Below are 12,491 nucleotides of genomic sequence, written 5' to 3'. Positions count from 1 at the left end.
CGTTCACGCAGGCGCGCTCAGCGCACCGACAGCAGGCGGCGCGGGTTCTCCACGAGAATCCGCCGCACGTCCTCGTCGCTGAGGCCCTGTGCCTTCAGGAGCGGGACGAAGGCGGTCACGACATAGCTGTACGGCAGGTCGTTGGCGGGGTGACCCTTCGCCACCCCGGTCGTGTTGCTCGACAGCAGGATCCGGTCGCCGAAGCCGGCCCGCACGAGGTCGGCGACCAGGGTGACCCGCTCGGCATCCGTGATGTGGGCCCCGTCCTCCACACCGACATGGTCGAGTGCGACGTAGGCGCCGCGGCGGGCGACCGCGAGCGGGAACCCGGCGGCGACGGCGTCCTCGCGGTCGAGACCGGCGACGACGACGCGGTCGGACGGCAGCTTCTCGTCCAGGACGACGTCGAGGTCGTGGACGGCGTCGCTCCCGTAGCGGAGGGAAACGGCGACGCCGGTGCTCAACGCGGCCCGGGCCGCACCGCGGAACAGGCTCTCGTCGGTCGCGGTCATGCCTTCCGGGGTCGCGGTGGTGGCCACCAGGCCGGCGGCGCCGCGTCGCTCCACGCGGGGAACCACCATGCCCTCGGTGACCTCCTTGGTGAAGAGATCGGCGAACCTCTCGGCCGGCCACGGCGTCGGCGGGTTGGTCTGCGGCGTGAGGAAGTAACCGCCGAGCATCTCCTCCGGGCCCTGCCCCGTCGACGCGACGATGTGCACGCCGGTCGCGCGGGAGAGGTTCTCGTACAGCCGGACGTCCCGGCCGTGGAACATGCCGGTGCTGTCGACGATCGTGCCACCACCATGGGCGCGGAAGTCCCTCAGCTTCACGGCGAGGGTCTCGAAGACCTCGGCGCGGTCGATGGTGATGTCGAAGGCGTACTCCGCACCCGGAACCACCGACAGCAGCGCCTCGTGGACCGAGACGACACCCAGTTCCTCAGTCGGCACCGGGCCCAGGACGGTGTTCACCGTATTGCTCTTGACGCTCATGCCTGCCCTCACATGTTCGGGGTGGAGTGCGCTGCCTGCACCCTGTGGCTGCAGTCACGGTAGCCATTCGGTTTACATGACGTCAATGAAATACACACCAAGAAAAAACAACACGCGCAGAGTAGGCGGACAAACCCCCCTCCCCGCACACATGAATGTCATGCATGTAACAGCATGTGAAACATTCACTTGCTGAATGTGATGGCGCCCCACTTCACTGGCGGGCATGACCAACCCACCCACCTCCGACATCGACCTCTTCGCCGACGAGGTCGTGCTCGACCCGTACCCCGTCTACGCCGAACTGCGGGAAGAGGGCCCCGTCGTCCACCTCCGGCGGAACGACGTGTACGCGCTGACGCGCTACGACGTCATACGCGGCGCACTCGCGGACTGGGAGTCGTACTCCTCGACCTCGATCGCGTTCAATCCGATGGCCAACGACGCCCTCACCGGCACCTCGCTCGCGTCCGACCCGCCGGTGCACACCCGGCTGCGCGCCACGCTCACCGAGAACCTCTCGCCGCGCGCGCTGCGCGGTCTGAAGGGGCGGATCGAGGCCAAGGCGGACGCGCTCGTCGCCGAGCTCGTCGACCAGGGCTCCTTCGAGGCGATCGACGCCCTCGCCCGCGCCTTTCCCCTGGAGGTCGTCGCCGACCTGATCGGCTTCAGGGGCCACGTGCGGGAGAACATGCTGCGCTGGGGTCAGGCCGCCATGCAGGTCCTCGGCCCGATGAACCAGCGCACGGCCGAGAGCTTCCCGATCGCCGGCGAGCTCTACGGATGGTGCTCCGAGGTCACGGCGGACGACCTGGAGGAAGGGTCCGTGGGCCGTGGCATCTTCGACGCCGAGACACGTGGCGCCATCCCTCCGAACACGGCCGGCCACATCATCCACCAGTACCTGGGCGCAGGCGTCGACACCACCGTGGCGGCGATCGGCAACGTCGTTGCCCTCTTCGGCTCGCACCCCGACCAGCTCGACCTGGTCCGCAGCGATCCGTCGCTGGTGCCGGGAGCGTTCAACGAGGTGCTGCGCTTCTGGGCTCCCGTCCACGCCTGGGGCCGGCGCGCCGTCAGGGACGTCGAGATCGACGGGGCCGTCATCCCCGCGGGTGCGCAGATCGCGATCCTGTTCGGCGCAGGCAACCGCGACCCCCGGCACTACGAGAACGCGGACGCCTTCCTCGTCGAGCGCGGTCCGGCCGACCATCTCTCCTTCGGCTACGGCCCGCACGGCTGCGCGGGCCAAGGACTCGCACGCCTGGAGGCCCACGCCGTGATCGAAGCGCTCTCCCGGCGCGTCAAGCGCCTCGTCGTCGGACCCGAGGTCCGTGTCCCCAGCAACATCACCCGGAGCATCGAAGAGCTCCGCGTCCTGGAGGTGATCCCCGCATGAAGATCGTTCTCGACCGCCCCCGATGTGAGGGCCACGGCCTGTGCGAGGAGGCCGCCCCGCAACTCATGCATCTCGACGACGAGGGCGAGCTGGTGCTCGACCGCGAGGAGGTCGACGGAGCGGACGCCGCCCTGGCGAAGGCCGCAGCCCGCGTGTGTCCGGTCGCGGCGCTGAGGGTCGCATGAGCGACGGCACACCGAACCGCGTGGTCGTCGTCGGCAACGGAATCGCCGGACTCACCGCGGCCGACACCCTCCGTGAGGCCGGCTTCGACGGCGAGCTGACCATCGTCGGTGACGAACCGCACCCGGCGTACAGCCGCCCCGCCCTGTCGAAGGCGCTCCTGCTCGACAGCGACGACATGTCGTCACACGCGCTTCCGCCGGCCGGGCACGGGGCGACGGAGCTGCTGGGTGTGCGTGCGAGCGGACTCGACCCCGAGCGCCGGCTCGTCACCCTCGACGACGGCTCGGCGCTTCCGTACGACCGCCTCGTCCTCGCCACCGGCTCCCGGGCAAGACGGCTGTCCGAGCTGCCCGGGGAGTTCACCCTGCGCGGGCTCGACGACGCCCTCCGGCTGCGTGGCCGGCTGGCGGACCGGCCGTCGGTCGTCGTGGTGGGCGGAGGCGCGCTCGGCATGGAGATCGCCTCCGGATGCCTGGCCGCCGGCTGCCGGGTCACCCTGGTCTCCCAAGGGGTTCCCCTGATCGCCCAGCTCGGTCCGTACCTCGCCGACGTGTTCGTCAAGGCCGCGCTGGACCTGGGGCTCACCCTCGTCGAAACCGGTTCGGCACGGCTCGAACAGCGCGCGGGGGAGGCCCGAGTGGTGCTCGACGACGGCGCCGTCGTCGAAGCGGACATCCTCCTGACCGCCGTCGGCGACGTGCCCAACACGGAATGGCTCGCGGACACGGGGTTCACGGCGAAGGGCGTCGTCCCGGTCGACTCGCGAGGACTGGTCCGCCCCGGCATCGCCGCGGTGGGTGACCTCGCGGCCTTCCCCACGCCGCACGGGCTGCGCCGCGTCCCCCTCTGGAGCAGCGCGATCGAACAGGCGAAGACCGCCGCGAGGGCACTCGTACACGGCGACGACGCACCGCCGCTGCGGTTCCAGACGTACTTCTGGACCGAGCAGTTCGGGCTGAGCCTGAAGGTGGTGGGCGATCTGCCGCTGGACGGGGAACCGGCGTACGTCGACGGCGGGCCCGGTGGCGGGCCGGCGCTGATGCGTTGGTCGCACGCCGACGGCACCGGTGTGGCCGCGGCGCTCAACTATCGGATCCCCGTCCCCCGGCTGCGTCGTACTGCCCGGGCGGCCACGTAGGGTTTGGTGCATGGGCGACCAGGAAGAGGGCACCACGGGATCGGGGTTGGACCGACTGGCGTCGGTCAACCTCAACCTGCTGGTGCCCCTCCTCGCGGTCCTGGAGGAACGTTCGGTGACCAAGGCGGCGGAACGGGTCGGTCTGTCCCAGCCGGCGATGAGTCACGCCCTCACGAGGATGCGGCGGCTGCTGGGCGACGACCTCGTCGTCCGTCAGGGTGCGGGAGTCACGCTGACCCCGCGGGCACTGGAGCTGATCGCGCCGCTGCGCAGCGCCCTGCAACAGACCGCGCAGATCGTGAACTTCCCCGTCTTCGACCCCGCCAAGGACCAGCGCGTCGTCACCGTCGCCATGACGAACAGCACGGCGTTCGTCGTCGGCCCCCGGCTGATGCGGCTCGTCGCCGAGCGCGCTCCGCATGTCACGTTGCGGGTGCGTACGATCACGGTGCCGAACGAGGCCACCTTCACCGACAAGGGGGTCGACGTCGCGCTGATCTCCGAGGGACACTTCTCGCCCTACCCGCGCGAGCGCCTGTACAACGACCGCTGTGTGGTCGTGGCCTCGCCGGACTCACCGCCGGAAGCGGGCGCGCTCGACCTCCTGACCACCCAGCCGCACATCGTCGTAGACACCGATCGGCGCGTCTTCCCGTATCCGGTACTGGAGGAGCAGGGGATCCCCTATCGCGTCGGCCTGTGGATCTCCGACTTCCTGCTGGTGCCGTTCCTGGTCGCACGCGCGAGCGGCGTCGCCCTCCTGCGCCACCAGGTCGCCGCCACCATGCGGACGCTTGCCGATCTGCGGATCGAGGAGTTCCCGTTCCCGCTTCCCGGGCTGGGGATCGACATGGTCTGGAACCCCCGACTGTCTGACCACCACTTCATCGAGTGGCTCCGGGCGCTGCTGTTCGACGCGGCGCCGAAACAGGACTGACGCCCACCGCCCGGACCCGTACCGGTCAGGTCAGGTCAGGTCAGGTCAGGTCAGGTCAGGTCAGGTCAGGTCAGGTCAGGTCAGGTCAGGTCAGCAGATCCACCCAGCTGGCGCTGAGTTCGTCCAGCATCTGCTCATGGGTGATCTTCCAGTCGGCGCGGTGCCAGTTCTGGGCGACGAAGTCGAGCTGTGCCATCGCGAGAACGCCCCGGAAGTGACGCTGATGAGGCTCGAACCGCCCGGCCGCCGTCAGCCCGTCCTCGATGTCGCTGATGGCCTCCTCCAGCCATCGCTCGACCAGGTCGGTCAGTTCCGGCTCGATCACCGCGGCATCGCGGCCGATGCGGATGATCGGCCGGATGGCCGGCCAGTTGTCGGCGGTTCGCCGCAGCCACGCCTTGATCGCTTCCGGTGTTCCGTCGACGACGGTGGCGATGAGGCCCTGCGCCGTGGAGCCGTGCTCGGGGGAACCGACGCGCTGCAGCGCCTCGTTGAGCTGCTCGTCGATGAGTGCCTTCATCAGTTCGCTGCGCGAAGGGAAGTACGCGTAGAAGGTCGCACGCGTGGTGCCCGCCGCGGTCGCGATGTCGTCCACCTTGGTGGCGGCGTACCCCTTCGCCTTGAACAGCTCAAGTCCCGACTCCAGCAGCAGGCGACGCGTCATCTGCTTCTGTGCCTCACGAAGGTTCGCCATGCCGCGATCCTAACGTGCCACTGCACGCCGCAGCGTACACACCGGCTTCACACCATACGCATTGCACCGGTCCTTGACAGGCTGTAAACCGGTGGCTCACGGGAGCAGGTCGACGGAGAGCCGGTCCGGCCAGGGCTGGGCTCCGTTGAACCGGCCGAAGGGGGTGCGAGCCGCGGCGTAGAGGTGGGCGTCGCTCATGACGTGGCGCCCCCCACCGCCGACAGCGGTTCGCCGTCCGCCTCGTCGAGGACCGCCGAGGACAGCGGGATCGGTGTGAACATGGGGGGTTCCTCGTCCGGGCTCAGTGCGGTCGGGCCGTACACCCAGTCGGTGAAGGAGTAGTCGTAGGCGTCGCGCGTCCGCATGATCGCGTTGCGCCGAAGCCGGGACTCTCCGTCGAGGTGCCACAGCTCGCCCCAGGCGCGGGCCGTGGTCTGCACCCGGCGGCAGTGCTCCACCCGGACCGCCTCGTACGCCACCAGCGCCGCGTCCCAGTCCGGTCGGGTGCCCGCCACAGCGGCCTCGGCCAGCCGGGCATAGTGCGAGGCGAGTACCCAGCCGTCCTCGATGGCCATGATCGCGCCCTGTGCCATGTACTGAAGGGGTGGATGCGCGGCGTCGCCGAGCAGGGCGATACGCCCGTGCACCCAGGTCTCGACCGGGTCGCGATCGAGCATCTGCCACCAGCGGTCCCGCCACATCAGCGGAATGCCCTTGCGTACGGTCTCGGAGGTCTGCTCGAAGGCGGCGTCCAGCTCGTCGGGGGTTCCCCAGTCGGCCTGGCCGGCCAGGGCCTTGGGCGACTGGAACACGGCGACCTGGTTGAACATCTCGCCGCCGCGCAGTGCGTACTGCACGAAGTGGCAGCGGGGGCCGACGTGGACCGTGACGTCGTTCTCCGCCACGCCGTTGCCCCGGACCTGCTCGATCGGGACGGCCGCGCGGTAGGCGACGTAGTCGGAGCTGACCACGTCGTCGCCGACCAGCTTGCGGCGGGCCACGGAGTGCAGTCCGTCGGCGGCGATGACCAGCGGCGCCTCCTGCGTGCTGCCGTCCTCCAGACGGATCAGGGCGCCGCTGTCCGTGTGCGCGTAGTCGACGACCTTCTGGTCGGTCAGCATCTCGACGCCGGCGCGTTCGCAGGCGCGCAGGAAGATGCCGTGCAGATCACTGCGGTGGATGACCATGTACGGGAAGCCGTAGCGCCGTTCGAGGTCGCGCAGGTCCAGCCGGGTCAGTTCCCGGGAGTCGAGCGCGTCCCGCATCACCATGTTCTCGGGGACGACGCCGAGCGTCCTGGCCTCGTCGAGCAGGCCGTACTCGGCGAGGATGCGGGTGCAGTTGGGCGCGATCTGCAGACCGGCGCCCACCTCGCCGAACTCCTTGGCTCGTTCGAGGACGCGTACGCGCAGTCCCTGGCGGGCCAGGGCGAAGGCGGAACTGAGGCCGCCGATGCCGCCGCCGACCACGAGGACGTCGGGCCGCCCGGCGGGGCTGGATTCAGGTTTCATGATCTGTTCCTTCGTTGCGGGGCGGGCCCCGGGTCAGAGCCAGGCGCCCAGCGCGGGGGCGGGCGCGCCGTCCGCGGTGAGCGGGCCGGCGCCCCGTCCGGTCAGGTAGGCCGCGATGTCGTGCAGCTCGCCCGCGACCGGGACGGCTTCGCCGTCGCCCGGCAGGTCCCAGGCGGCGCCGGTGGCCGGTGCCCGCAGGGTCACGGCCGGACCGGGGGCCGCTGCGCGCTTGGTGACGACGTCGTCGCACAGGGCGGTGAGGAAGTCGGGCGGCAGGTCGGCGAAGGACACGCCGTTCGCCAGGTCGGCGGCGTGCACGCACACTTCGCGGGAGCGCAGCCAGGGCACCTCGGTGGCCGGCACGGTCCGGCCCTGCGCGGTGACGACCTGTGCGCGCCACTGCTCCTCGCCGAGCGCGGCCATCCCCTTCTCCAGCGCGTCCGCCGAACCGTGCAGCCACGCGGTCAGCTCGGCGGCGGGGAGGGCACGGCCCCGTTCGATACCGGCGGCCCGTTCCCCGGGCGAGGCGTACATCGGTGTGGGTTCGCCGGTGGCGGCCCAGTGCACCAGGTGGGACAGCGCCTCGGCGTTGGCGGCGACGTGCGCCGCCACGTGGGCCCGGCTCCAGCCGGGCAGGGCGCTCGGCGCGGCGAAGCCGTCGTCGTCGAGGCCGGCGGCGGCCTTGAGTGTCAGCTCGGTGCCGAGCAGGGCCCAGCGGCGGGCGTCGTCGAAGGTCCGGCGCATCAGGACGCGTTCTCCTTGACGACCCGGTTCTCCAGGCGGCCGATGCCCTGGATCTCGGCGACGACGGTTTCGCCGCCGAGGAGGTAGCGCTCGGGCTTGCGGGCGTGGCCGACGCCGCCGGGGGTACCGGTGGCGATGATGTCGCCGGGGTTGAGACGGACGATCGTGGAGACGTACTCGACCAGGTCGACCGGGTCGAAGAGCAGGTCGCCGGTGGAGTCGGACTGCATGACCTCGCCGTCGACGAGCAGACGGACGTCCAGCGACGGGCGGACCTCGCCCGGCAGCTCGTCGGGGGTGACGAGGTACGGGCCGACGGGGGTGCTGGAGTCCCACATCTTGCCCTGCAGCCACTCGCGGGTGCGGAACTGCCAGTCCCGGCAGGTGATGTCGTTCAGCACGGTGAAGCCCGCGACGGCCCGCTCGGCCTCCGCCCCGCGGGCCCGGCGCACCGGCGCGCCGATGACGACGGCGAGTTCGACCTCCCAGTCGAAGCGGTCCGTCTCGTCGGGGCGCACGACGGCGTCGCCCGCGCCGATCAGCGAGTCGGCGAACTTCGCGAACAGCGTGGGATGTTCGGGCAGGTCGCGGCCCATCTCCTGGATGTGGTTGCGGTAGTTGAGTCCGACGCACACCACCTTGGACGGGGCGGGAACGACGGGGGCGAAGTCGGCCGTGGCGGCCTGGTACGTCGTACCGGTCGCCGACGCGGCCAGTTCCTGCCAGCCGTCCTGGCGGAGCAGGGTGCCCACGTCGGGGAGGCCGAGGTCGACCAGGACGTCGCCGTCGAGCCGTACGGCCCTCGTCGTACCGTCGGTGCGGATGGTCGCGAGCTTCATCGGGTGGTTCCTTCCACGTGGGTGCGGTCGAGCCGCAGTGCTTCGAAGACGGGCGAGTCGCTGAACCGGAACAGGTCCAGAGCGCCGGAGTCGGAGTCGGTGGCGCCGGCCTCGGAACGGATCGAGAGCGGCTGCCAGGAGGGGACGACGAACAGGTCTCCGCGGGTGACCGACCAGGTGGTTCCGCCGACGGTGACGGTGCCGGAGCCGTCGAAGACCTGGTAGACGGAGGAGCCCGTCTCGCGTACCGGCGCGGTCTCGGTGCCGCGCGCGACCCGGTGCATCTCGGCCCGGATGGTCGGCAGCACGTCGGCGCCGGTCGACGGGTCCGTGAACCGGACGGCGGCGTGGCCGGGCTCCACGGTGCCGTCGTACCCCTCCGCCTCAAGGGCCAGCTGGTCGGACAGGGCGCGGTCGGTGTGCTCCCAGCGGTAGGCGAGGAGCGGGGAGCCGGGGCCGGGGGTGCCGGCCGAGACCGGTCGCAGGCCGGGGTGGCCCCACAGGCGCTCGGCGCGGGAGCGGTCGGGGGTGATCCGTTCGGCGTCGCCGATCTCGTCCCGGCCGAACTCGAAGAACTGTGTCTCGGTGGCGTACTGGAAGGGGATGTCCAGCCCGTCGATCCAGGCCATCGGCTCGGCGGTGGCGTTGTGGTGGGCGTGCCAGTTCCAGCCGGCCTGCGGGAGGAAGTCACCGCGTCGCATGGCCACCGGGTCGCGCCCGACGACCGTCCACACGCCCTCGCCCTCGACGACGAAGCGGAAGGCGTGCTGGGTGTGCCGGTGCTCGGGGGCGTCCTCGCCGGGCATGAGGTACTGGATGGCGGCCCACAGCGTCGGGGTGGCGAACGGCCTCCCGCCGAGGGAGGGGTTGGCCAGTGCGATGGCCCGGCGCTCCCCGCCGCGGCCGACGGGGACCAGGTCGCCGGCCCGCGCCGCCAGCTCCCGCAGCCGGTCCCAGCGCCACAGGTGCGGCACGGAGCGGGAGCGCGGGTGGGCCGGCATAAGGTCGCCGATCTCGGTCCAGAGCGGGACCAGCAGTTCCTGTTCGAAACCCCGGTACAGCTCTTCGAGCGCCGGGGTGACCGCGGGCTGCCCCTCCGCGGAGACGGCCTGGAGCCGGACCGGGGAACCCGTGGCGATGTCTTGGGCAAGGGAGGAGTGAGTCACGCCCTCAGCCTGTGCCGTTTCTTCAGAGAGGACATGTAGATTCTGGAGAGCAGAATCAGTGCCTGATCTGGAGGCCGCCGTGGACAAGCCGCTCAAGACGCCGCCGCCGTATCCCCTCGCCAGCGTGGACCACGCGCTGCGGGCAGCGACCATCCTCCAGATGGAGGGCGGCACGACCGTGTCGCAGATCGCCGAGCGGCTGGGCGTCGCCCGGTCGACCGCCCACCGCGTCCTGGCCATGCTCGTCTACCGGGACTTCGCCGTGCAGGACGAGGACCGCGTCTACCGGGCGGGGCCGGTGCTGGAGCTCGCCGCGCACTCCCAGTCCCTCGTGTCCCGCCTTCGCGCGGCGGCGCTTCCGCATCTGCACCGGGTCGTCGACCTCCTGGACGAGACCACGAACCTCATCGTGCGCACCGGGGACACGGCCCGGTTCATCGCCAGCGTGGAGTGCCGGCAGGCGCTGCGGGTGGGTTCCCGTGAAGGCATGGTGTTCCCGGCGCACCGCACGACAGCCGGGCTCCTGATGCTCGCCGACCTCTCCGACGCGGAACTGGACGAGGTCTACTCCCCCGAGCGGTACCACGACCGCCCCGGCGATCGCCCCGATCTCCCCCGGCTCCGGACCGAACTGCGGCGACTGCGCCGCAACGGATTCGCGGTCAACCAGGAACGGTCCGAGCGCGGGCTCGCCGCCGTCGGCGTGCCCGTCCGCGATCAGGGCGGCGCCGTCCTGGCCGGCCTGTCGGTCTCCCTGCCCAGCGTGCGCTACGACCCGCGCCGCCTTCAGTCCCTGGTCGCCACTCTGAACGCCACGGCGCACGCCCTGGAGCGGGATCTGGCCGATCTGCACTGACCCCCTGGTTCGACAGCATGGATGGTGTGCGTACACGGGGTGAACATGCTTACAGCAAAGCTATTCACTTTCAATCACGCACATTTCATTGACGTGACGTAAAACGAGTGCCATTGTCCACGACATCGCACCCGGCTCACGCCGCGCCTCCCCCCTCGCGCCCGCAGAGCCGAGGCCATCCATCTGTCGAGGCTCCCGATCACGGGACGCCCCTCTTCCTTTCCCAGCCAGGGAGAACAGCAATGACGCTCAACAATGGGACGGTCGCGTCCCAGGGCCCAACCGCGGGGGCCGCCCGGACACCGGGCTACGCGGGAACACTGGCTGCCGCCTGCGGCGCGGTCTTCGTGGCCCAGGTCGCGAACGCGCTGCCGGCCTCGCTGAACGGCCTCTTCCAGGAGGACCTGCACACCCACGGCTCCCAACTCACATGGATCACCGCCGCGTTCATGATCGCCGTGGTCTGCTTCGAGTTCACCTTCGGCGTCCTGGGTGATCTCTTCGGGAGGCGAAGGCTCATCGCGGCCGGCACCGCCCTGGTCGCCGTGGGCAGCACCGTCGCCGCACTCGCGCCCACCGTGCAGGTGCTGTGGATCGGTGCCGCCCTCAACGGGCTGGGAGCCGGTGCCATGTTCCCCGGCTCGCTCACCGCGATCACCGCCACCACCCGGACCTCGCGGGAGCGGGCGCACGTGGTGGCGGTCTGGAGCGGGTTCCTGTCCGCCGGCGCCGCCGTGTCCCCCCTGCTCGGGGGCATGTTCGCCAAGATCGGATCGTGGCGCGGCTCCTTCTGGGTGCTCGTCGGACTCGCCCTGGTGAGCATGGTGCTCACCCTGACGCTGGCCACGGAGTCGAAGGCGCCCGAGGGCCGCAGGCTCGACGTACCCGGCCAGATCACCTTCGGCATCGGCCTCATCCTGGTGCTGTACGGCGCCGTCGAAGGGCCCGAGTCGGGCTGGACCACCCTCCCGGTCATCCTCGCCTTCGGCATCGGCGCGTGCTTCCTCGCGGGGTTCGTCCTGGTGGAGTTGGGGGCCGCTTCCCCGATCTTCGACCTGACCCTGTTCCGCAACCGGGCCTTCACCGTGTCGTCCGTGGTCGCGGTCATCGGCATGCTCGCCTTTCTCGGTGCCTGCTTCGCGACGAGCATGTGGCTGGGCCCGGTGCAGCACCAGGACCCGATCCGCGTCGCGATCCCCTTCCTCCTTCTCCAGGGGCCCGCCTTCCTGCTCATCCCGGTCATCTCGCGGCTCCTCCACCAAGTGGCCGCGTCCTGGCTGCTGACCTCGGGTTTCGTCCTGATGGCGGTCGGCTGTCTGCTGTGCGCCCGACTGGACGTCACCGACCCGGGACTCGGCGCGTTCGTCGGGCCCGCCCTGCTGATCGGCGTCGGTTTCGCCCTGACGGTCAGCTCGGTCACGGCCGTGGCGCTGAACAGCGTGCCCCCGCAGCTGGCAGGCATGGCGAGCGCCACCACCAACATGCTGCGCGACCTCGGCTTCGCCCTCGGCCCCGTCGTCGTCGGCGCGGTCGCCCTCAGCAACGCCGGGTCGGCGTTCTCGGCGAACCTGTCCCACGCGGACCTGCCGGCCGGCCAGCTGGCGGCGGCACGCGCCATCGCCGAGGCCGGAGGACCCATCGCCGTGAACAGCCTTCCTCCCGGCACCCCTGGAGCAGCGGCGCACGGCCTTGCCCTGGACGCACTGGGCAGCGGATTCGGCACCGCGTTCCTCGTGTGCGGTGTGGCGGCGGCGGTCGCCGCGGTGTTGACCGCCTTCGGCATGATCGGGATCCGTCCCCGGGGCGCCGCGAACCCGGCGTCCGCGGCGGTGCCGTCCGGACGCGACGGCACACCGGAACCGGCCTCCGTACAGGCGGCCCGGCCGCAGGGTTACTGAACAGAGCCGTGCACACGGCAGGGCACCGGCCGCAGCGGCCGGTGCCCCCGTGCTCCCGACCACGTCAGGAGCACCCGTTGCGCGGCCGGCGAGAGGCCGGACCCCAGATCCCGGCCGGCGGTCTCTTCCCG

Annotated in this window: 12 protein-coding genes; 6 read left to right on the top strand and 6 right to left on the bottom strand. The window is 70.9% G+C overall.

Annotated elements, in window-relative coordinates; genetic code table 11:
- Nucleotides 1–17: 17 nt before the first annotated feature.
- Nucleotides 18–992, bottom strand: coding sequence for a phosphotriesterase (locus ACFVUT_RS02240; protein WP_389642852.1), 975 nt, complete (start codon nucleotides 990–992; stop codon nucleotides 18–20).
- Between the two features lie 226 nt (nucleotides 993–1,218).
- Between ACFVUT_RS02240 and ACFVUT_RS02235 the strand changes: the two genes are divergently transcribed.
- Genes ACFVUT_RS02235 through ACFVUT_RS02220 form a run of 4 tightly spaced genes read left to right on the top strand, consistent with a single transcriptional unit; the run spans nucleotide 1,219 to nucleotide 4,652 of the window.
- Nucleotides 1,219–2,391, top strand: coding sequence for a cytochrome P450 (locus ACFVUT_RS02235; RefSeq protein WP_389642849.1), 1,173 nt, complete (start codon nucleotides 1,219–1,221; stop codon nucleotides 2,389–2,391).
- Nucleotides 2,388–2,576, top strand: coding sequence for a ferredoxin (locus tag ACFVUT_RS02230; RefSeq protein ID WP_327243910.1), 189 nt, complete (start codon nucleotides 2,388–2,390; stop codon nucleotides 2,574–2,576). The genes ACFVUT_RS02235 and ACFVUT_RS02230 overlap by 4 nt, the downstream gene beginning before the upstream one ends.
- Nucleotides 2,573–3,715, top strand: coding sequence for an NAD(P)/FAD-dependent oxidoreductase (locus tag ACFVUT_RS02225; RefSeq protein WP_389642844.1), 1,143 nt, complete (start codon nucleotides 2,573–2,575; stop codon nucleotides 3,713–3,715). The genes ACFVUT_RS02230 and ACFVUT_RS02225 overlap by 4 nt, the downstream gene beginning before the upstream one ends.
- Nucleotides 3,716–3,725: 10 nt before the next feature.
- Nucleotides 3,726–4,652: a LysR family transcriptional regulator gene (locus ACFVUT_RS02220; RefSeq protein WP_389642841.1), complete on the top strand. Its 927-nt coding sequence runs from the start codon at nucleotides 3,726–3,728 to the stop codon at nucleotides 4,650–4,652.
- 85 nt (nucleotides 4,653–4,737) lie between these two features.
- On the opposite strand, the gene ACFVUT_RS02215 is transcribed toward ACFVUT_RS02220, so the two are convergent.
- The 5 genes from ACFVUT_RS02215 to ACFVUT_RS02195 all read right to left on the bottom strand — a co-directional run bounded on the left by ACFVUT_RS02215 (nucleotide 4,738) and on the right by ACFVUT_RS02195 (nucleotide 9,606).
- The gene (locus ACFVUT_RS02215) at nucleotides 4,738–5,346 is read right to left on the bottom strand and encodes a TetR/AcrR family transcriptional regulator (protein WP_389642838.1); all 609 of its coding nucleotides are present in this window, start codon (nucleotides 5,344–5,346) and stop codon (nucleotides 4,738–4,740) included.
- 194 nt (nucleotides 5,347–5,540) lie between these two features.
- On the bottom strand, nucleotides 5,541–6,857 hold the full coding sequence (locus tag ACFVUT_RS02210) for an FAD-dependent oxidoreductase (protein ID WP_389642835.1): 1,317 nt from the start codon (nucleotides 6,855–6,857) through the stop codon (nucleotides 5,541–5,543).
- A 33-nt stretch (nucleotides 6,858–6,890) separates the two neighbouring features.
- Nucleotides 6,891–7,601 carry a maleylpyruvate isomerase family mycothiol-dependent enzyme gene (locus ACFVUT_RS02205; protein WP_389642832.1) on the bottom strand — a complete coding sequence of 237 codons (711 nt, stop codon included), beginning with the start codon at nucleotides 7,599–7,601 and terminating at the stop codon, nucleotides 6,891–6,893.
- Nucleotides 7,601–8,440: a fumarylacetoacetate hydrolase family protein gene (locus tag ACFVUT_RS02200; protein ID WP_389642829.1), complete on the bottom strand. Its 840-nt coding sequence runs from the start codon at nucleotides 8,438–8,440 to the stop codon at nucleotides 7,601–7,603. The genes ACFVUT_RS02205 and ACFVUT_RS02200 overlap by 1 nt, the downstream gene beginning before the upstream one ends.
- Nucleotides 8,437–9,606: a cupin domain-containing protein gene (locus tag ACFVUT_RS02195; RefSeq protein ID WP_389642826.1), complete on the bottom strand. Its 1,170-nt coding sequence runs from the start codon at nucleotides 9,604–9,606 to the stop codon at nucleotides 8,437–8,439. The genes ACFVUT_RS02200 and ACFVUT_RS02195 overlap by 4 nt, the downstream gene beginning before the upstream one ends.
- A gap of 79 nt (nucleotides 9,607–9,685) precedes the next feature.
- Here ACFVUT_RS02195 and ACFVUT_RS02190 point away from each other — a divergent pair, with 79 nt between their 5' ends.
- Nucleotides 9,686–10,462 (top strand): IclR family transcriptional regulator, encoded by a 777-nt coding sequence (locus ACFVUT_RS02190; protein ID WP_389643601.1) that lies wholly within the window; start codon nucleotides 9,686–9,688, stop codon nucleotides 10,460–10,462.
- Between the two features lie 242 nt (nucleotides 10,463–10,704).
- The gene (locus ACFVUT_RS02185; RefSeq protein ID WP_389642823.1) at nucleotides 10,705–12,360 is read left to right on the top strand and encodes an MFS transporter; all 1,656 of its coding nucleotides are present in this window, start codon (nucleotides 10,705–10,707) and stop codon (nucleotides 12,358–12,360) included.
- Nucleotides 12,361–12,491 lie beyond the last annotated feature (131 nt).

The sequence above is a fragment of the Streptomyces sp. NPDC058051 genome, assembly GCF_042885475.1.
Lineage (GTDB): Bacteria > Actinomycetota > Actinomycetes > Streptomycetales > Streptomycetaceae > Streptomyces.
The sequence above is the reverse complement of the archived record's forward strand: the minus strand, read 5'-3'. Positions and strand labels throughout refer to the sequence as shown.

What these genes read in the sequence shown, in the direction of transcription:
- ACFVUT_RS02240 (WP_389642852.1), bottom strand. Translation starts at nt 992, where the DNA reads ATGAGCGTCAAGAGCAATACGGTGAACACCGTCCTGGGCCCGGTGCCG.
- ACFVUT_RS02235 (WP_389642849.1), top strand. Translation starts at nt 1,219, where the DNA reads ATGACCAACCCACCCACCTCCGACATCGACCTCTTCGCCGACGAGGTC.
- ACFVUT_RS02230 (WP_327243910.1), top strand. Translation starts at nt 2,388, where the DNA reads ATGAAGATCGTTCTCGACCGCCCCCGATGTGAGGGCCACGGCCTGTGC.
- ACFVUT_RS02225 (WP_389642844.1), top strand. Translation starts at nt 2,573, where the DNA reads ATGAGCGACGGCACACCGAACCGCGTGGTCGTCGTCGGCAACGGAATC.
- ACFVUT_RS02220 (WP_389642841.1), top strand. Translation starts at nt 3,726, where the DNA reads ATGGGCGACCAGGAAGAGGGCACCACGGGATCGGGGTTGGACCGACTG.
- ACFVUT_RS02215 (WP_389642838.1), bottom strand. Translation starts at nt 5,346, where the DNA reads ATGGCGAACCTTCGTGAGGCACAGAAGCAGATGACGCGTCGCCTGCTG.
- ACFVUT_RS02210 (WP_389642835.1), bottom strand. Translation starts at nt 6,857, where the DNA reads ATGAAACCTGAATCCAGCCCCGCCGGGCGGCCCGACGTCCTCGTGGTC.
- ACFVUT_RS02205 (WP_389642832.1), bottom strand. Translation starts at nt 7,601, where the DNA reads ATGCGCCGGACCTTCGACGACGCCCGCCGCTGGGCCCTGCTCGGCACC.
- ACFVUT_RS02200 (WP_389642829.1), bottom strand. Translation starts at nt 8,440, where the DNA reads ATGAAGCTCGCGACCATCCGCACCGACGGTACGACGAGGGCCGTACGG.
- ACFVUT_RS02185 (WP_389642823.1), top strand. Translation starts at nt 10,705, where the DNA reads ATGACGCTCAACAATGGGACGGTCGCGTCCCAGGGCCCAACCGCGGGG.